This window comes from Chitinophagales bacterium, from assembly GCA_019694975.1.
GTDB lineage: Bacteria > Bacteroidota > Bacteroidia > Chitinophagales > UBA10324 > JACCZZ01.
Genome location: JAIBAY010000001.1, coordinates 252,583 through 273,278 on the forward strand (window position 1 = coordinate 252,583; position 20,696 = coordinate 273,278).

The window sequence follows — 20,696 nt, forward strand, 5'->3', positions numbered from 1 at the left end:
CAATCTGCCATTATTCATGATGAAGCAATTGCGTTGTTGCATCAGTGCATTCCCCTGTGATCAGTTTAAATGTAGTATTCGCTTTGGGATAGATTTTTATTTTTTTATCAACAAAGACATTGACCAACATCTGCTCGCTGTTATATACAGACGGATCAAAAAGAAACATCACGCATTTATGCAGCTCGCAGTAACCCACATAACTGATTCCCGGTATGGCAGAGATGCGGGGAACAAGATATTCAATGGCTGTATTGTCAGCTTGAGCAAGCCCCGCCACCATTTCCTTCCATCCCTGCGTTGACTGCGCCTGTGAACTGCGGCAGTACAACACACTCAGCAGTAATACACTGCAGGAGAAACTTCGTATTAATTTATTTTTCATTCTTATTCCCCCAATGATGCTCGCAAAGTAAAAAATAGTTTAGCAATGAACAACTGTATTATCCACAAAAACGCCCATCTAAAAATATTATGAATTTATAATATGCGGCAGTATTTCAAATTTGCAGTCTCCATCAGATCGCCGCGTTACTCGCAGGCTGCTATCTCCTCAACGCATAGCATGCTTGTCTGCCGCGTTATCCCGGGTATACAAAATGTATCATCGAACGGATAGCCATGCTGCTTGATTAATCGCGCAATGCCGCCGGATTCCTTCCCTTCAAAATAATGTTACGTACAGATAATAATGATGCAGAAACGGCCACTGCATGTTTATGCATTACACTGATGAAATCAAAAATCAGTCCGAGGCATACAACTGACAATGGGATACCAATGGCCGGTTCTCAATAGCAATAATCAGACACATCCCTACTTTTGTTTAGCCTTTTAATTAACTACATTTGCGCGCAATAAACTGCCTTTCAGTAGATGCTTCGCGAAAAATTCAGGTTGTATTCCGCCATTAACCTGCTTGGGGACCTGGTGCTGCTCCTGTTTTCTTTTCTGCTCGGCTACCTGATCATTTGGGGAGGTATCAAACCCAACTTCCGGAATTTCTTTATCCAGGCTTCCTTTGCCATGGCTGTCAGCTGGATCGTGGTGGCTTATTTTCTGGAGCTTTATACACCCAAGCGGTTCGAGCAATTTGAAAAATCCTTTTCCAAACATTTCCAGGCCATTGTTTTTCATGCAATGTTGCTGTCAACCGTTATCCTGATTTTTACAAGTTACAGCTGGCCCGGCATCCTGTTTTTATATGGATACTTTTTCTTTACCATATTTGATACCCTGCTCCGCATTGGCCTCATGTTCCGGTTGCGGAATGAACGGCAATCGGGGAAGAATACATTCCGTGTGATTGTAATCGGTGGTGACGGCATGGGACAACGGATGTTTGACACGCTGAACAATTATACCGGCTACGGTTTCAAACCGCTTGGCATCTTCGATGATAAAATTTACAGTGGTAATGGATTAAAACTGGATGGCACGATTGAGGATGCGAAGAAATTTGCAGTGGAACAGAAAATTGATGAGATATTCTGCGCACTGCCATTGCGCGAAACAGAAAAAATCAACCAGCTGCTGCGTTTCGCGGAAGACCATCTTATCCGTTTTAAGGTTGTACCTGACTTCAGCGCCTTTCATAACAGGAATATCACCGTTGATTTTTATGGATTTTATCCGGTTATTTCATTACAGCCCGAGCCGCTGGCTAATGTTTTCAATCAGATGATCAAAAGAAGTTTTGATATTATATTCTCGTCTTTCGTCATCATCTTCATTTTGAGCTGGCTGATTCCGCTGGTGGCACTGCTGATAAAGCTTGATTCGAAAGGGCCGGTATTTTATTTTCAAAACCGGTCAGGCAAAAACTATGAGATTTTCAAGATTTTTAAATTCCGGACAATGACGGTAACGGAAGGTGATACTGAATATGTGCAGGCACAAAAAAATGATTCCAGGATCACCAGGGTTGGCAAGTATCTCCGTAAGCTGAACATTGATGAACTGCCTCAATTTCTGAATGTCTGGCTGGGTGATATGAGTGTTGTTGGGCCAAGGCCTCATCCCATTAAACTAAATGACATTTACCGGCCCATCGTTGAAAAATATATGACGCGTCACCTGGCAAAACCCGGCCTGACCGGACTCGCGCAGGTGCGTGGATTCCGCGGCGAAACTGCTGATCCCAAACTCATGCACGGACGGGTAGTAGCCGATGTTTTTTATATTGAAAACTGGAGTTTCCTGCTCGACATTAAGATCATTCTGCTGACCATCTGGAATATGGTAAAAGGTGAGAAGAATGCCTATTGAAAATCATTTATGCAACACTGCCTGCAAAGCCTGATTGCTCCTTTTAAACACCTTCCTTCCATTACATGAAAAAAATAAATTTTGCAATTGTTGGCTTCGGCCATATCGGGCAACGGCATGCCCAAATGATCAGCGATCATCCGGAAGCAGTGCTTGCAGCGGTTGCAGATATTGACAACCGAAAACAGGCTGATACAGAAAAGTTCAATTGTCCCTTCTTTCCTTCCCTAGAACAACTGCTTAAAGCCGGTATCCCCATAGATGTAGTTTGCATCTGCACGCCGAACGGCTTGCATGCACCTATGTCGAATATGGCATTGGAAAGTGGATGTCATGTGGTGGTGGAAAAACCCATGGGACTCACAAAAGCTTCCTGTGAAGAAGTGATCTTCACCTCTTTAAAAAAATCAAAACAAGTGTTCTGTGTCATGCAGAACCGCTACAGTCCTCCTGCGAAATGGCTGCGGCAGGTGATGGATGAAAACAGGCTGGGAAAAATATTCAGTGTACAGGTGAACTGCTACTGGAACCGCGATGACCGTTATTATCACCCTGAAGAAAAGGGTAATCCTGCAGCATGGAAAGGTACCGCCGCACTGGATGGAGGCCCGTTGTTTACACAGTTCAGCCATTTTATTGATATCATGTATTGGTTGTTTGGAGATATCAGCCATATCCATGCGCAATTTCAAAACTATAACCATCGTCACTCCACCGACTTCAGTGATGACAGTGGCATCGTTAATTTTACTTTTCTCCATGGTGGCATGGGTTGTTTTAATTATTCCACGGCCGTTTGGGATAAGAACCTGGAAAGCAGCATTACCATCATCGGTGAAAACGGCAGCATCAAAGTCGGCGGACAGTATATGGAAAATGTGGAATACTGTCATATCAGGGATTATGTTATGCCTGTAATCGAGCCATCCAATCCACCCAATGACTATGGAACATATAAAGGCAGCGCCGCCAATCACCACTTTGTGATCGCGAATGTGGTGGATACTTTACTTGGCAGATCATCGATCACCACCAATGCACTGGAAGGCATGAAGGTGGTGGAGATCATCGAAAGGATTTATGCCTTGCGTTAAACGAAATAATTTATTGATTGCCGGATAATTGTTGCCGGATGAATCAATTTGCCGGGAACTAATGACCGTGCATTAAAGCACCATCATACCCGATACTATGCGTATGACTGGCCATTATTACCGATGCATAAGCCTGTAAGTAATATTAATCCTGACAGAAGATCACGATCCTTATTATTACTGCTGCACTTGTAATGAGAACAAGGCCTTTCCGATCAGCAATAAAAAAGTACGGCAATCAGTAAGCGGGATCTGTTAAACCTTTCATTAAGCTATAAGATCACTCCACCAACCGTTCGTTATCTTCGAAGCCGCATATGCTGCGCTTGCTCCGGCCTAAATCAGATTTTTACCGCCATGTGCTTACGCTCATGAGCGGCACTGTGCTGGCACAGGCCATACCCATCCTGTTGTCGCCCGTTCTCTCACGACTCTACTCACCCGCAGAATTTGGTGTGTTCGCTATGTTCACTGCCATTGGTGCTGCGGTGGCTGTGGCTGCTACACTGCGATTTGAACTGGCCATCATGCTGCCTGAAACAGAAACAGCTGCCATCAACCTGCTGCGGCTCTCATTCACTATTACCATCTTATTGAGTTTGCTGCTGCTTGGCTTCATCCTGCTGTTTCATCAGCAGCTTCCCCTCTGGCTGTCAACGCCTGAACTTGGCAGTTTTCAGTTTTATTTACCATTGCTGCTGTTATGCGCCGGTGGCTCACAGGCATTGAATTATTGGATATCGCGCCAAAAAAAATTCCGCCTGCTTGCCGCAGGAAAAGTTGGTCAGACCGGAACAGCCGGTGTGCTAAGCCTGTTGCTGGGCTACTGTCATTTTTCGTCTGCAGGGTTAATCATCAGTGCCGTAGCAGGACAGGGTGCCGCGTTAACGATATACATGGCAGGCTCGCTGAAAAAAATATTGCGCCTTGAATCATGGATCAGCCGCGAAAAGATAATTGAAAACTTACGCACCTATAAATCATTCGCTTTAGTGAATACGCCGCATGCCTTGCTGGGTGTTCTGCAAGACATATTGGTGATCTTCCTCCTGAATCATTTTTTTTCAAAGACTATCGTTGGTTCCTACGCTTTCGGGTTCAGGATATTGAAAGTGCCGGCAGCATTTATCGGAGCAGCCATGTTCCAGGTTTATTTTCAAAAAGCAAGTACGCTGAAGCATGAAACCGAAAAACTGAAAACGCTCACGAGGAATGTATACCTGCAAATGAGTGTCGTGGGTATTCCCCTGTTTGGATTGCTGCTGTTGTTTGCGCCCTCACTCTTTGCGCTGGTATTTGGCAATGAATGGCGGCATGCCGGCGAGATTGCCCGTGTGCTAAGCCCGTGGCTATTGTTAAATTTTATATGCAGCCCCGTTGCTGCCATTGCCGTTGTGCTCAACAGGCAACAATCAGCTATCTGGTTTGCCGTCGCAGACACATTGCTCCGGTTTGCCGCCATCACCATTGGCGGCTGGGCCGGTAATGAACAGCTTTCATTCCTGCTCTTAAGTGCCGGAAGCGGAAGCCTGTTGCTATATTCACTTTATTGGTTTTATCATTTACCCGGAAAATCCTTATCGAAAGGGTACTGAGCAAAAATCCACTTGCGCTGTTGCATGAATTGCTCAGGGTTAAAAGAATGTCCGTAACCCTTCCTTTTAAAAAAAAGAATGACACCAACTCCCGGATTCCTTTCAGTCAACACATCAAAAAAAGTAATGCGAAACAGGTTCATTCCACTCAGGAAATTAACCTCAGGATAAAGTACATTCGCCCTGCCGATGTAAACGGAAGGGATGCATGCGAATGATGGTATTAAAAAATGACACATCATTTTTAAGAAACGTATTTACATCCTAGTAAAATGTCACTGCGCTGAGTTGCCTGATCATGCATCAATTGAACGGCGGCGCAATGCAAAATTTTCAGACCATGAAGAAACTTTTGCTTGTAGGGATGAATTCAGTACATACCTACAATTTTATTAAAATGACTGAGGGATATTTTGATGAGATCCTGCTTATCACCGATATCATCAATCCTGCCTACCGGGGAAAGTCAGTGGCCATCAACTTCTCTATCGGCAATGCATTACATTACTTTTCTGTGCTTTCACTTATCAGGAAAAGGGCAATCGAATTTCAACCCACCATCATTCACATCCACCAGGCCAATACTGCTGCATGGATGGTGCTGAAGGCAATAAAAAAAATGAACCGGCCCGCTATCGTAACAGCCTGGGGAAGCGATGTGCTCCTCCATCCAAGGCAGGGCTTCTTTTACCGGTTAATGACACGGCAGATACTGCAGTCAGCAAATTATCTGACTGCCGTAGCACCATTCATGGCTACTACCATGCAGCAACTTGCTGGCAGTGACCGCCCTGTTGAAATCATCAATCTGGGTATTGAGCCCGTTTTCCCTGACAGCAAAGCGTTGCAGGCATTCCTGCCAATGAAGGAGAATATCATTTTCTCCAACCGGCTGCATAAAAAACTTTACCGTACAGATCAGATCATTGAAGCCTTCGCAGCTTTTACCTGCCGGAATAAAAGTGATTGGCAACTGGTGATAGCTGGCAGTGGACCCGAAACAGGAAATCTCCGCCGGCTTGTGGCTCAGTCCGGCATCACAGATAAAGTGCATTTTGTCGGATGGATCTCCGCTGAAACAAATGCCTATTGGTATCGCAAAGCGAAAATTTATGCCAGCTATCCGGTAAGTGATGGTGCACCGGCAAGTCTGTTTGAAGCTATGAGCGCCGGTTGTATCCCGGTTTTATCAGACCTGCCAGCCAATAAAGAATGGGTGACCGATAAGCGAAATGGCATCATAACCGGACAAATCAATGCAGTTGATTTCGAGTCTGCAATGCAGCTTTCCGACAGCAGCATGCTCCTCGGTAATTATGAGCTGATCGTTCAGCATGCATCAAGGACGAGAAGCAGAAAATTATTTTTTGATCTTTATGACCGTGTCATCGCTGATTCATGAAAGTCTGTCATCTCACATCGGTTCACCCTCCCTTTGATACCCGAATATTTGTTAAAGAATGTTCATCGCTGGCAGCAGCAGGATTTAATGTCACATTAGTCGCACCTGCATTGAAGGATGAGATGAAGAATGGCGTGCAAGTCATTGCGGTGAATAAAAAATCAGCACGCCTGCAGCGTATGATTAGCACAGTGAACGCAGTGGTAAAGAAAGCCTTGGAAGTGAATGCAGACATCTATCATATTCATGACCCGGAACTGCTGCGAGCCGGTTTAAAGCTGAGGAAGAAGCATTATAAAGTGATTTATGATGCGCATGAAGATGTGCCGCGGCAACTGCTTGCCAAACATTACCTCCCTTCATTTTCAAGAAAGATACTTTCCGCCAGCTTTGAAAAATATGAAAACCATGCTGCGGCACGTTTCAACGGTGTCATAACGGTTACACCTTTGCTTGAGCAGCGTTTCAGTGAAGTTAACTCGAATACTGCGCAGGTTTGCAACTTTCCATCCTTACAGGAATTTCCTGATGCTGCGGCAGACTGGAAAGAACGGAAAAATGAAATCTGTTATATCGGCAACATCACTGCCATCCGCGGCATCCGCGAAATGATAAAATCACTGGAGTATTGTGACACAAGACTTCATCTCGGTGGTTCGTTTTCCCCGGCTCAGCTGCGTGAAGAAATTACCAATTATCCGGCCTGGTCAAAAGTGACAGAGCATGGTTTTATGAGCCGCCTGCAGGTTAAACAAACTTTGTCTGCCTGCAAAGCAGGGTTAGTATTGCTGCATCCTGCAGAAAACTATATAGAGGCCTACCCGGTGAAGATGTTTGAGTACATGGCTGCCGGCATTCCGGTGGTAGCTTCTGATTTTCCATCCTGGAAGGAAATTGTTAACCGGCATCAGTGCGGCATCTGTGTTGATCCGCTGAACATTCATGCAATTGCCGACGCAATCAACTATCTCAAAAACAATGATGCGATCGCTCAACAGATGGGCAGGAATGGCAGGAAAGCCATAGAATCAACTTATAACTGGGAACAGGAAGAAAGAAAGCTGATCAGCTTCTATCATCAGCTGATGAATCAATCATGAACCCGGTTACCGGCATATGATATCATGTGTCTATTAAAGTTGTCAGGTATAATGCCGGAAGGGCAATGAATATGCTTTCAACAAACACATTCTAAACCGGAAAGCATAAGACGCAGTCAATTAAAAAAGCGGCAGTATGTTTATAGCTAAATTGATCTCCCCGGAAGAAGCGGACATAACCCTAAGGCAATCATGGCCACTGCGACGAAAAAAGTGAGTGTAGTAGTACCCTGCCGCAATGAAAAAGACTTCATCGCTTCCTGTATTCATTCGATCATAAATGGATCGTATTCACAGGAACTACTGCAGATCATCGTATGTGACGGATTAAGCGATGATGGCACCATGAGCATACTGGAAGACCTGCAGGCAAAAATTCCGGTGCTTGAAATTGTGGTGAATGAAAAAAAAATTACACCGGTGGCTCGTAACATCGGCATTCAGCAGGCCATAGGAGAATACATCGTCATCTTCGATGCGCATGCTGAGATGGCGCCCGACTATATTATTAAAAATGCAGCCATTCTCGATCAGCGGCCGGAGGTGTGGTGCAGTGGCGGTATCTGGAAGAACTGTTACACCAATGAGCTTTCCAAAAATATTGCGAGAGCCATGTCATCACCGTTTGGTGTGGGCAACGCCGGATTCAGAACCGGCCAGCAAAGCGGATACACTGATACCGTGGGAATGCCTATGTACCGAAGTTCCACTTTTCAGGCTATTGGGCTTTTCGATGAAGCTCTCATCAGAAACCAGGATGATGAATTCAATTACCGCGTGGCAAAAGCAGGTGGCCGAATCTGGCTGACCACGGATACCTGGACAAATTACTATGTGCGGCCAAGCTGGAAAAGGCTTTTCAGCCAGTATTTTCAATACGGTTACTGGAAAGTGTATGTAAACAAGAAACACCGCACGGTAACTACTACCCGTCAACTGATCCCGGTTTTTTTCACCTTCTTCCTCGCTGCGGGTGTATTAATCTCGCTCATTCAACTTAAGCTGCAAGCGCTTTTTGCGTTTGTATTGCTGGCATATACTTTTATTGGATTAGCTGCGGCAATGCGGTTCAGCAAAATACCCAAAGACGTGATTCAGATCTTCATCTCCTTTTTCATCCTGCATTTTTCATATGGTACAGGATATGCCAAAGGCTTACTTGATTTTTTGATCCGACGCAAGCAACCGTAACGCCTGTTGAGGGTTGCTGAGTTAATGTTAATTTTGTCTCCGCCATAACCGGCTATTCAACTGCTGAATATTTCGGTTGTTAGAAGCATACCACTATTTCCACCGCTTAACGATTCACTCAAAAAAATCAGCGTGATCCCTTTCTCACCACCATATATCAGCGATGACATCATCCGTGAAGTGGTGGATGCCCTGAAATCAGGATGGATCACAACAGGCCCAAGGACTAAACAACTGGAAAAAGAATTGGCTGGTTATGTAAATGCGGAACAGGTGCTGTGTGTCAATTCGGCAACGGCCGGACTTGAACTGATGCTGCGTTGGTTTGGGGTAAAGGAAGGTGATGAAGTGATCGTACCCGCTTACACCTATTCAGCCACCGCCAATGTAGTGATACACTGCGGTGCCAGGCCGGTGCTGGCAGATGTTAATGCTGATGATTTCAATATTTCAGTGGATAAAATACGCGCTGCAATCAGCCCGCGCACCAAGGTCATCATGCCGGTTGATATCGGCGGTTTTCCCTGCGACTACGATGCTGTCAACAGATTAGTGCGCGAGGAATGGGCGATCCGGCTTTTCACTCCGCGAGGTGCATCACAAGAGGCATTGGGCCGGATCCTGGTTTTGTCTGATGCAGCTCATTCGATAGGAGCCTCTGCACACGGAAAAAAAACCGGTTCACTTACAGATGCCACCGTATTTTCATTTCATGCGGTAAAAAATCTTACAACAGCAGAAGGCGGCGCTGTCTGCCTGAATCTTCCTGCACCATTCAATAATAACGCCGTATATCGTCAGCTCAATACCAAATCACTGCACGGGCAGAATAAGGATGCACTGGCTAAAATGCAAAAGGGAAGCTGGGAGTACGATATCGTTGAAGCCGGTATGAAGTGCAACATGCCTGATGTACTCGCCGCAATCGGCCTGGCTTCACTGCGTGACTATGAATCAGTTCAGCTGCTAAAAAGGAAACAGGTGATTGAGCAGTATCATGCTGCCTTCAAAGAAATGTCATGGGCACAATTGCCGGTGACGCATACCGGCGACCGTGCATCTTCCTGCCACCTATATATGCTAAGGATCCATGATATTGATGAACAGCAACGGAATGCTGTTATCCAAAAGATTTTTGATCAGGATGTCGCTGTCAATGTTCACTTTAAACCGCTGCCTATGCTCACCTATTATAAGGAACTCGGCTACGATATCCACGATTATCCTGTCGCCTACGACAATTACGCCCGTGAGATTTCGCTACCGGTATATGTTGATCTTACGAAGGAACAGATAAGCATGGTGGTGACTGCTGTTGCGAAGGCCGTTAAAGAAGTGCTGCAGGCCGGATAATCAGCTACCTGCTATGCAATATGATCAAGACCATGGATAAAGAGGGAACAATTATGTACCTGATCACTAAAAGAATCATTGATGTTTTGGTGGCCGGCATCTCCCTTATGCTGCTATCCCCTGTTTTCCTGCTTATCGCCATTGCCGTGAAAGCAGATTCGCGCGGCCCCGTTTTCTACCTGCAAAAGCGAGTCGGATTAAACAGGCGTATCTTCAGCATCATAAAATTCAGAACCATGCATACTGGCGCCGACCGGCGTGGCTTGCTTACCGTAGGTTATCATGATAACCGCATTACACGCACCGGGAAGTTCCTCCGCCGGTTTAAGCTGGATGAGTTACCGCAGCTGATAAATGTTTTAACCGGCGATATGAGCCTTGTAGGGCCAAGGCCTGAAGTGGAAAAGTATGTTAACCTGTATAATGCGGAACAGCTGAAGGTACTGGAGGCGAAGCCCGGCATTACAGACCCTGTTTCCATTTCTTTTTTTGATGAAAATGACCTGCTGGCCGGCTATGACAATCCGGAAGAAGGATATATCAATGAGGTTATGCCGGAAAAACTTCGGCTAAACCTTGCCTATATCAATCAGCGCAACATCAGCTCCGACCTCATGATTCTTTTTAAGACAATCGTGCGTATATTTTCCTGATTGCCTGCCGGCTTTTGAAGAGCATGCAACAACGTATAATGACATTAATGCTGTACGACTTTGTTATTTGGCAGATACAACGATGCCGGGCAAAATCGGGGCACGGTCAAAGTTCTGCCACAATTAAGTACCCCGAAAGCGATTATATAATTAACTTCGTGCATTGAAAGTGGGGACAGACGTGTGCTTTCTTAACGGCCGGCCCGGCTTTTCTAACCAGAATCCGATTACGGTATATGAACAAAGAACAGTTACTAAAGAAGTTACGGCTTGAAGGAGATCAGGCTGTATTAATTGTAAATGCACCAAAGGAGTATCTCACCATGCTTGGCGCAAAAAAATACAGTACCAAACCTTTAAAATCAGAAGAAGGAAAATATGATTTTGTGCAGCTCTTCTCTTCTTCCCAGTCTCAGCTGGAAAAACTGGTTTTGCAATGTTCAAAAGCAGGCAAATACAATTGCATCTTCTGGGCCTGTTATCCCAAGGGAGGAGGTATGATTAAGACCGATATTCGCAGCGACTCTGTCTGGACAGCGCTGGAAAAAGCAGGCCTGCACCCCGTTTCACAGGTAGCCATTGATGAAACCTGGAGTGCCTTACGGGGCAGGCCAACCGCAATGGTTGGAAAAAGTGAAGAAGCCGGCGCCGAGGCAGATACCGGTGCATAAGCGCTGATAACTGATCCATAGCTGTTTGACGGCCGGCTCCTGTATGATGACTGTTAAACCGGTTGCCTTAGCCGGAATGATGAATTAAGAATTTATCTGCGTCTACTGATTTTTTGCTTCATCAACCCTCACAGCAACTGCCGGCATAATTCCTAAAACATAACTGTATGTTACACCGCAAATTCATTCTGCTCCTGTCGCTGTTAATCCTGGTAAGCTTCTCCTGCAAGCAGCATGTAACCGGTAATGGCAAAATAATCAGCGATGAGCGCACTGTTGATGCATTTACCGTGGTGGATTTACTTGGAGCAGCCGAAGTTGAAATCATTCATGGTAATACATACAGTGTTATGGTAAAAGGATATGACAATATTGTTCCATTGGTGAAAACGAAAGTAACCGGTGAAACGCTGACTGTTTCTACCATCAAAGACATTAACCTCAGCAACTCCGACCTTACAATAGAGATCACCTGTCCTGCACTGCGGGAAGTGACCTTATCAGGTGCCGGCAACCTGGTCATCAATTCCTTTCATCAGTCAAGTATGAAAGTGAGCCTGAACGGGGCCGGCAATGCGAAATTCTCCGAAAGCGAATGTGATAGCGTATTCGCCACCTTATCCGGTGCGGGAAATATGCACGTGAATGCAAATGACTACCTTGAAGCAACGCTCAATGGAGTGGGTAATATTGAATATGCCGGCAACCCGATTGTTCAGTCCAGGATTAATGGCGTGGGCAATGTGAGCAAGAAGTAGTTATCACCTGGAATGGCAGCGATTAGAAGTGTTTATATGAATGAGAAAATATTCGCCGCAAAGCGACTTCAGAGACATAATTATGTTTTCACTGTAAGCTTGAATCCCACTCCATGATGATTTTCAATTTCCACGGACTTATCTGATGAGAGGTACTTTCGCAGTTTTGACAGGAACACATCAAGCGAGCGCCCGAGAAAATAATCATCACTTCCCCAGACCTTCATCAGCAACTCATCACGCCGTATTACATTGTTCATATTGCAACACAAAACATATAAGACCTCCGCTTCCTTTTCCGTAAGTTTTCTCTTTTCAATGTTGACCTCCGCTTCCTTCCTTCGCTGTGCCTGCAACGGCTGAACGGGAATGCTGAGTTCATAGTTGGAATAATCAAAGAGGATGGAACCGAGCTGAAAAGTCTTCTGCTTTGTATGATTGGCCCTGCTTCTTTTCAGGAATACCTCCATGCGCAGCACGAGCTCTTCAATGTTAAACGGTTTCGTGATAAAATCATCTCCGCCGGATTTAAATCCTTTAATACGGTCTTCTTTGGCCGACTTGGAGGTGAGAAACAAAATAGGCAGGCTGTCTTCCGTCTTCCTGATTTCTTCCGCCACGGCGTAACCGTCTTTCTTCGGCATCATCACATCGAGGATGCACAGATCGAATTTACTTTTTCTGAATGTATTAATAGCGGCCTGGCCATCGTCGCAAAGCGTGACCTGATAGCCGGATATAGACAGGTAATCACGAATGACGGATGCGAGGCTCCTGTCATCTTCCACTAACAATATCCTGGCTTTTTCTGCCTGCATATCTGCAATTTATTTTTGCGGAAAAATAATCGAAATAGTAGTGCCGCTGCCGGGTGTGCTGTGAATGCTCATTTTTCCATGATGATCCTTCACCACATGCTTTACGTAATACAGTCCGAGCCCAAATCCTTTCACATCATGCACATCACCGGTGGAAACGCGGAAGAACCGGTCAAAGATGCGACTCACATGCTTCTCCTGAATGCCGATGCCGTTATCGGCCACGCTCACTACGAGGCCATCACCTGTATTTTTTGTGCTTAATTCAATTACCGGAGCCTGGGTGCAATACTTCACCGCATTGTCGAGCAGGTTAAAGAAAGTATTGGTAAGGTGCATCCTGTCGCCCTGCAAAACAGATTTTTCAGCATTAAAATTCTTAATGAGTCTTCCTCCCCTGTCGGCGATAATCTGCTCCACGCTGATTGCGGCTTCCCGCAGGCATTCATGGATATCAACCGCTTCCATTTTATATTTCATTTTCTTCTGATCCCAGACTGCCACCTGTAACACGCGCTCCACCTGGCTTTTCAGCCGCAAGGCCTCCTGCTGAATGAGGTTTGAATACCGTTCGATGGCATCCGGTTGCTGATGAATCTCCGGCCTGTTCAGCAGCCTGCTGGTGACAAGGATGGTGGATACAGGCGTCTTGAATTCATGTGTCATATTGTTCACAAAATCCTTCTGCACTTCCGACAATTGCTTTTGCCGGAAAATGGCAATGAGCGCAAAAGCAAAAAAGAACACCACCACCAGCAATACCAGCGATGAAAACAACCAGATATTCATCGAATCAATCAGGTGGTTAGACTTATCGGGGAAATTGACGGAAAAATAGTACAGATCGTTTTTCCACTGGGGTAACTCACGCGGCGCACGATGCTTCTCATCTTCACTGAAGGATACATAATTACCATACACCAGTTTCTGGTGGTTGCAGTCGTAGACACCGTATTCAAAGTCGCTGTTTAATCCGCGAGACTTGAATTCGGCTTTCAGCAGCGACTCCAGCACTTTTGTATCGATCTCCCCGTTTACGCTTACCACAAAATAATTGCCTGAGAGCTGATCCACCAGCCTGGCATTGGGGATCTGCTGATTGTTCATCTGCAGCAACTGTTCGGCTACGCGTTGCAGGGAGGTAAAAACATTCTGATCAAATTCCTTTTCATGCACATCAAATGCTTTCCTGAACCAGAAGATCTGCAGCACCACAATACCTGCCATTGAAATAACAGCTAACAGCGTGATAATTTGAATAGTCCTGTTCTTCATGGTTGCTCTATGGTTGTCAACGCGCCTAAGCTGACTGCATTAATTTATTGTCTGTGAAATTACGGAAGATGTTCCGATTGAATCATCCTGCAATAAGGCGTGTCGAGGCTATCTGCGAATCGTATGCTAACCAGCCATGCATCAGTCAATGATGCGAGCTGTTCTTTCCTGTAAAGATGCATGCACCTGTATAAACCTGAAAAATGAATTAACAAAATTTTAAGAATTCTTATAGAGTGCTTAACAGCATAGTACCGGAGCCCACACTATTTTTGAAATCATGACTCCCTGATTTAAATGATCAACAAGAATTTAACCACTGTGAATATGAAAAGTCTTGTCACCGTTTTGATGATATGTTGCACTGTTAATTTTTTGCAGGCGCAATCTGCAAAAGCAACAGCATCGCCTGTTTCGTGGTTGAGCGGTACTTCGCATGATTTTGGCAGGATTCTTCAAAACACGCCGGCTTCGTACATATTCGAATTTTCCAATACCGGAAAAGATCCGGTTACCATAACCAGGGTACAACCATCCTGCAGTTGCACGGCGCTCGATTATACCAGAGAGGAAATACTGCCCGGGAAAAAAGGACTTATCAAAATTTCGTACAATGCGCACACAGCCGGCATGTTTAATAAGACAATTACGGTAACAACGGATCCCGGCAGCGATAACACCATACTTACCATTACCGGTGAAGTGGTACAGAAAGCAGAACAAGTCAGAAAGCCACAGTAACAGATGAAAGAATAGTTTATTTGTTTATTTGGTTGAGAGGGTCAATTCGCATGAATTGATTCATCATTACTCCGCCGGCTGGTTACCGGCGGAGATTTTTTTGTACCACTGCGCTCCGTCTCAATACAGCATTGTCTCCCAACAATGATTTAATTGAATTTTGCTGGTAACCGGGGAAAAAGAAAAGATCCGGAACGGAGTTGTTAATTCTTTATCATTTTGGCAGAGAAATAATTTCTGCCCGAAGCAATACGCACAAGATATAATCCCGGAACTAATGTGTGCAGATCACCTACTTCAATAAAGTTTAATCCGCCGGTAAGGGCATAAGGCATTTCAAGAATCACTTTTCCTGATACATCTATCACCTGCAACAAGGCCGCCTGATTTTCAGGAACCTCAACCGAGATGGTGATATGATCAACAACAGGATTTGGAAAAACGGTCATCACGCTCTCCGAAGCGGCATCCTGCAGTTCAATCCATCTCACCGATGAATAAGAGAAAGATGCATCCAGGTCAACCATCCTGAGGCGGTAATAGATTTTATGCACGCCTAATTCCTGAACCTTGTAATCAGTAGTCAGATAATTCAGTGGCACGACGGATACGCCGGCAGCATCCTTGCGTGCGATCTCTTCAAAATGAACTCCATCGAGGCTTCGTTCAATTGCGAAATAACTGGTATTAAATTCTGCCTGTGTATGCCACTCAAGGAGGCTGTTACCTTCTTCCAGGGAAACGGTAAACTGTGTCAGTTCCAGCGGCAATATAAACTCACCCACACCGATGGCAAAGTCGGAGAAAGTGTTGCAGCCATAATCTGTACGTTCCGCATGCGCTGTGCCACCTGATTCTGTCTGCGTGCTGTTATCATGTGTGCCGCATTGCTGATTCCACACTGCAGCAGAAGGATCAGCGGAATCAACGCGCTTGATCACCGCATAGTAATAAGGTGAGGCTGCGGAGTTGGAATGTCCCCGTTCATTCAGTGCCACATTATAATCGCAGGCTGGTGAAGCAACAGGAGCAAATGCCGCATCATACGGTTTGAAGTTCCAGTAGCCGGCATTCAGCCTGTCGAGGATGAGCGTGCCATTCACTACAAGAGAATAGCTTTCATTGCCGGCAGTAGAAATGTCGGAAGTAAACTTGCCGACTATATTATCGATGTTGGAATTGGTTTTCATATCCAGGAAGGCCAATTCATATCCCGATCCACCCGCAAGGTTTGAACCACCTACCGGGAAAGCATAGTTGCCGGTTGTAATGGCTCTTCTTAATGGACCGTTCACCCAGGAATCAGCCGCATTGTCGGAGGCATCATAGATGATGGCGCCTTCTGAAGCATTAGACACATACACTTCACCCGTACCACAGGCAACGATTCCGGCATACAACCTGAACGATTCAATAATTTGAATGGAAGTAGCACTGACCAATGATACCTGCGGAGTTGCATCTGTATTATTTATGGTCAGACCGTAAAAGGTCTCTTTATTTCCATTGGCGGTGCAGGAAATAGACTGATCGGCATTGCCGCCAAATTCCACATAATTATTGTTGTCGGTAAATGAACTGTTGACGCCACTTCTCGACCAGTTTCCGCCTACATAAAAATCACCGGTACCTGCAGCAAGGAGCAAACCACCATCAGTGATAGTGATATTGTTGCGCACGCCACGGGTATCATTAATGGTAAGCAATGTTCCGATGCCATTGATCTCTACATTATATGGAATGCCCGGCAATCCGGAGAAGATGGAACCGGCAGCCCATGTAAGGTCAGTGGTATAAACCTGGTAATCGATGTTGTTCGCAAAGCGTAAAGTGGAGGCCGGCGAAGCGGAATAGTAACAGGAATTATAAACCACGCTGCCACCGAGGTTAATTTGCAACACGCCTTGTATGGTGGTCAGATTGATGCCGCTGCTTATTCCAAAATCCATTTGCCCATCAGCAATGGTAACCAATACATGCTGGTCAAATGTCAGCGACCCAACGCCTCCATTATTAGCAACCGATTTAGTAAACCAGCTGATCATGTTGGGATTGGCGGTAGACCTGATTTCGAACTTACCGGTATTTACTCCCTGTGAATTGGTAATGACACGGTTTCCATTAACATAAATAAAACCGGTAGCTCCGATGGCGCTGTTACCGTCCAGCGAAACGGTTCGGCCATTCAGGTCAAGCGACCCGTTATTGATCAGTTGTAATACGTTGCCGGAGGTTCCGGTTATTTTTATATCGGTTGCATTGGCAACGGTTTTATCAGGTTGTACATAAGTGCCGGCTGTGGATTTATCAATTGCCACATAGGCAAAACTTTCCGTTCCCCCGCCTGTAACCGTTACCGTCTGATTGGCAGACCCGTTAAACTTAACCATTCTTCCTGCCGGAATAAAAACACCAGTTGCTGCCCGTGTCCAGTTTCCTTTAATATACAAGTCGCCGCCGGAAATTGCGGAGAGGGACAAAGTGTCGCCGCTGCCGATGGTGAGATTGCCGCGCAGCTCTCTCGGGTAACCGGTACCAAAAACAAGTTTTGTTCCCGTGCCGGCAATATCAACATGCTGCGGCCAGCCCGCACCGCTGAAAGTATTATCATACCATTCCGCATTGGCCGTATAGGAACCATTCGTATTATATTGCAGTGTGGAGTTTATTGAATAGGTTGGCGCAGAACTGCTGATAACATACCCGCCTGATTTTATTTGCAAGATTCCATTCACGGTAGTGGATGAACCACCCATTCCTACACCAATGTTCAACGTTACATTTTCAAATTGCGTTGCCGCTGTCGGCACTATGCTGGCAGTGTAGCTGTTGAGTGTCTTTGTAAAAATGACTTCAGTATTGGCATTAGCCGTAAAGGTGCCGGCATTGGTGAAGGTGGCATTTGAACAGGTGGCATCAAGCGTGAGTTTGCCTCCACTATTCATGGTAAGAGAAGCCGTAGCGCTGATGGTTAAAGAATGACAGGTAGCAGTGGTGCCTGAGATTATCGGATAATTTGTGGTAACCACCGGAATTGTAACATCATAATAGATAGTCGGTACATTCTGCGGATTCCAGTTGGTGGCAACATTCCAGTCAGTGCTGGTAGCGCCGGTCCAGGTGAGGAGATTACTTACTTCATCGGCACCAATATCCGGTGTTGAGCCACTCCTGGAAGTGGCATCATAATCGGTTGTATATCCCACAATGGGCGTGCCTGCGTTATTGATCGTGGCAAGGTCGCAGGCGGTAGCAGCAATATGCAGGTCAATGGTGGATGCGAAGGTAAAGTTGGTGGAAATGGAGGGCGGCGTTCCGGAAGGATTATCCTGATTCACCGGAGTAGTGGCGGCCGACCACAGTGCAAGTGTTGCCTTATTGGCAGCTCCTACATAGCCGAGCATAGACCCTGTTCCGGTGGCATATAAATCATTGGCTACTCCGGTGTAGGAAAATGGTGTACTGTTAAACCTGATGGCATAATGCGTACCGGTTGAAGTTCCTGTATTGCTGCGTTCATTGATGAAAATATTGTTCTTTAAAATCAGTGCATTAGTGGTAGCGCAATAAAATGCATGCGTGTTGCCTGAGCCGGAAGCGGGGCTGCCCTGAATTCTTACGGTATTAAAATAACCGGTAACCGTGCTGGAAGAATAATTAATCCCATAGATCACGTTGCCATTGCTCATACCACTGCCCAGAGAAATCATATTATTACTCAGAATGGCAGAGTTGCCGCCTGTATAAATGGTAATGCCGCTTACCTGCGCCGTAGAACTGGTTGAACTGACTGACAATGAATGAATCCAGTTTTGGGCAACGGCGAGTGAAGGGGCAAGACCTCCAGAACCACCGGTAACATAAAGGCCTCTGACATCTGTATTACCGGATGATGATGTATTGGTAAGATAGCTGATAATATTGCCACTGATAATATCACTTACACTGCTGCAACTGGTATTCACGATACCAATCACGGAAGCATTTGAGGTTGTCCCGGCATTGGCACCGCTGCAATTCAGGTTTTGAATAGTATTGGTAGAAACGGTATTGGTGAGTGCTGCATTGCTGGCGAGTTTGATGCCGATAACATTAGCGCCCGACGCAGTGTTTCCACTGGTAATGTTGTATGCCGTAGCATTTCCAATAATGTTGCTGCTGATGGTGGATGCACCGGTATTATTGCTGTAAATGCCAATCAATGGATTTCCTCCGTACGTACCGATGGCTCCGCTTCCTGTATAACTCATGCTGATTCCGCCAATGGTATTCCCGGAAATAGTATTGCTGGAGGAACCGCTCATTAATATGCCTGCCACCGGCAGGTAAGGTAATGAAGGACTTGCTGTCTCAATATTTTGCTTGAACAAAATACTGCCGGTTCCGGAAGCAGTACCAATAGTGTTGTTAGTAATGTTTGCTTTGCCTGATTTCAGCCAGATGCCGATAAATGGATATGTTGTGCCGGAATTGGTACTGCGTGCAGTAGTGAAATCAATATTCGTGATGGTATTGCCACTGATGGTGGACAAGGTAGTATTCAGCGACAAACAAAAAGGATACAAGTCGATAGAAGTATGTGAGCCGGCTGCCAAATCGGTGAAAGTCATATAGCCGGTGCCTGCTGCACTGCTGTATCCGAAGATATTGTTGGAGATGGTATAACCGCCGCCGCCATCAATCTTAACGCCATAGAAGTCATTGGCACTACCTGCAGAGATATTCCTGGTGGCAGACTGGTAAAACCGGTTACCGGAAATGGTCCATGTTGAAATAAAAGTTGCTGCAAGGTAAATGGCACAGGTATTATTGCCCGCCGTAAAATCAAGCCAGTCGTGAAAGGTGCAATTGGTAACCTGGCAGAGGTCATTGGCATTTCCCGAACCATAACCTTTGATGAGGATATATGGCAGCGTTGACGCATCCGGGCCGAAGTCGCAGTTCTGTATATAGTTATTGTCATTCCCTGTAGAACCTGCAGTTCCTGCTATCGTAACAATTCCACCATCACTCGCTGTCTGTGCTGCTGAATTCCTGCCTTGCAGGTTGCAATATTTAATCACATTATTGGTGGCATCATTCTTTAGCACAATGGCCATGGCAGTGGAAGAAGCGCTGGTATTTGCAATTGTCAGTGAAACCGTCCCGCTGATAGAGCCGTCAATAGTCACTTTATCTGCGCCATCAAGAATAATCATTCCATTGGCGGCCGGCGCACCGGAGATCGTCCACGAACCGCCGGATGGTTTGATAGTAAGCGTATTCCATGAGCCGGCTGTCAACTGAACATTTGCGGAATTAGGTTCCGTCACATTCCCGGTAATGGTGATAACAACATCATATGTTGATTGTGAATAGCTGTTGATGTAAAAGAATGCACCACCGGCACCGGAGAGGTTGGTATAACTGCCATTACTCAAGGGATTCGCTCCAGTAACCGTTACCTGTGCCGAAAGCGTTTCAGCAAAGGCACATAGCAGTACAAGGAAAGTGAGTCGCAGTAAATTCAAGGCAGGGTAATTTATTCAATTCAAGGCCTCAAAAATAAAGTAAATTATTGCCACAAATGCCATATTAACTTAAAAATAACCCAACATGGAAATGTGAACTCCTTCCAGACAATATCTGCTGATTTTTTTACGGATCATGCAGCGAATCTGTTCGCTTGCAGCTCTGTAACATTAGTGGAAAGGGAGGGTAATTTAGAATCTGAGCAAGGCAACATCTGTACACGGGGTATGCAAAGGTTCAGAGACTGGCAGGTCATACGTAAGTGA

15 protein-coding genes are annotated in these 20,696 nt (G+C 45.6%); 11 read left to right on the forward strand and 4 right to left on the reverse strand.

Features of this window, described 5'->3' with window-relative positions; all coding sequences use genetic code 11:
• Positions 1 to 10: 10 nt before the first annotated feature.
• Positions 11 to 385, reverse strand: coding sequence for a hypothetical protein (locus K1X61_00930; GenBank protein ID MBX7107186.1), 375 nt, complete (start codon positions 383 to 385; stop codon positions 11 to 13).
• A 491-nt stretch (positions 386 to 876) separates the two neighbouring features.
• Between K1X61_00930 and K1X61_00935 the strand changes: the two genes are divergently transcribed.
• The 10 genes from K1X61_00935 to K1X61_00980 all read left to right on the forward strand — a co-directional run bounded on the left by K1X61_00935 (position 877) and on the right by K1X61_00980 (position 12,085).
• The gene (locus K1X61_00935) at positions 877 to 2,268 is read left to right on the forward strand and encodes an undecaprenyl-phosphate glucose phosphotransferase (GenBank protein ID MBX7107187.1); all 1,392 of its coding nucleotides are present in this window, start codon (positions 877 to 879) and stop codon (positions 2,266 to 2,268) included.
• Between the two features lie 65 nt (positions 2,269 to 2,333).
• Positions 2,334 to 3,362: a Gfo/Idh/MocA family oxidoreductase gene (locus K1X61_00940; GenBank protein ID MBX7107188.1), complete on the forward strand. Its 1,029-nt coding sequence runs from the start codon at positions 2,334 to 2,336 to the stop codon at positions 3,360 to 3,362.
• A 317-nt stretch (positions 3,363 to 3,679) separates the two neighbouring features.
• Positions 3,680 to 4,957 (forward strand): oligosaccharide flippase family protein, encoded by a 1,278-nt coding sequence (locus K1X61_00945; protein MBX7107189.1) that lies wholly within the window; start codon positions 3,680 to 3,682, stop codon positions 4,955 to 4,957.
• A gap of 340 nt (positions 4,958 to 5,297) precedes the next feature.
• Positions 5,298 to 6,359, forward strand: coding sequence for a glycosyltransferase family 4 protein (locus tag K1X61_00950; GenBank protein MBX7107190.1), 1,062 nt, complete (start codon positions 5,298 to 5,300; stop codon positions 6,357 to 6,359).
• Entirely contained in the window at positions 6,356 to 7,459 is a 1,104-nt protein-coding gene (locus K1X61_00955) for a glycosyltransferase family 4 protein (GenBank protein ID MBX7107191.1), read from the forward strand. Before K1X61_00950 ends, K1X61_00955 begins: the two co-directional genes overlap by 4 nt.
• A gap of 192 nt (positions 7,460 to 7,651) precedes the next feature.
• Positions 7,652 to 8,650 (forward strand): glycosyltransferase family 2 protein, encoded by a 999-nt coding sequence (locus tag K1X61_00960; GenBank protein MBX7107192.1) that lies wholly within the window; start codon positions 7,652 to 7,654, stop codon positions 8,648 to 8,650.
• A 132-nt stretch (positions 8,651 to 8,782) separates the two neighbouring features.
• A complete protein-coding gene (locus tag K1X61_00965; protein ID MBX7107193.1) occupies positions 8,783 to 10,003 on the forward strand; it encodes a DegT/DnrJ/EryC1/StrS aminotransferase family protein in 1,221 nt (406 codons plus the stop codon).
• A 20-nt stretch (positions 10,004 to 10,023) separates the two neighbouring features.
• Positions 10,024 to 10,656: a sugar transferase gene (locus K1X61_00970; GenBank protein MBX7107194.1), complete on the forward strand. Its 633-nt coding sequence runs from the start codon at positions 10,024 to 10,026 to the stop codon at positions 10,654 to 10,656.
• A 236-nt stretch (positions 10,657 to 10,892) separates the two neighbouring features.
• Positions 10,893 to 11,327, forward strand: coding sequence for a hypothetical protein (locus K1X61_00975; GenBank protein MBX7107195.1), 435 nt, complete (start codon positions 10,893 to 10,895; stop codon positions 11,325 to 11,327).
• A gap of 167 nt (positions 11,328 to 11,494) precedes the next feature.
• The gene (locus K1X61_00980; protein MBX7107196.1) at positions 11,495 to 12,085 is read left to right on the forward strand and encodes a DUF2807 domain-containing protein; all 591 of its coding nucleotides are present in this window, start codon (positions 11,495 to 11,497) and stop codon (positions 12,083 to 12,085) included.
• Between the two features lie 80 nt (positions 12,086 to 12,165).
• Here the strand turns inward: K1X61_00980 and K1X61_00985 are convergent, their stop codons facing one another.
• On the reverse strand, positions 12,166 to 12,903 hold the full coding sequence (locus K1X61_00985) for a response regulator transcription factor (GenBank protein ID MBX7107197.1): 738 nt from the start codon (positions 12,901 to 12,903) through the stop codon (positions 12,166 to 12,168).
• A 9-nt stretch (positions 12,904 to 12,912) separates the two neighbouring features.
• A complete protein-coding gene (locus K1X61_00990) occupies positions 12,913 to 14,178 on the reverse strand; it encodes a HAMP domain-containing histidine kinase (GenBank protein ID MBX7107198.1) in 1,266 nt (421 codons plus the stop codon).
• Positions 14,179 to 14,505: 327 nt separating this feature from the next.
• Between K1X61_00990 and K1X61_00995 the strand changes: the two genes are divergently transcribed.
• Positions 14,506 to 14,919, forward strand: coding sequence for a DUF1573 domain-containing protein (locus tag K1X61_00995; protein ID MBX7107199.1), 414 nt, complete (start codon positions 14,506 to 14,508; stop codon positions 14,917 to 14,919).
• Positions 14,920 to 15,122: 203 nt separating this feature from the next.
• Here the strand turns inward: K1X61_00995 and K1X61_01000 are convergent, their stop codons facing one another.
• Complete coding sequence (locus K1X61_01000; GenBank protein MBX7107200.1) at positions 15,123 to 20,429, reverse strand: T9SS type A sorting domain-containing protein; 5,307 nt, start codon at positions 20,427 to 20,429, stop codon at positions 15,123 to 15,125.
• Between the last annotated feature and the right edge of the window lie 267 nt (positions 20,430 to 20,696).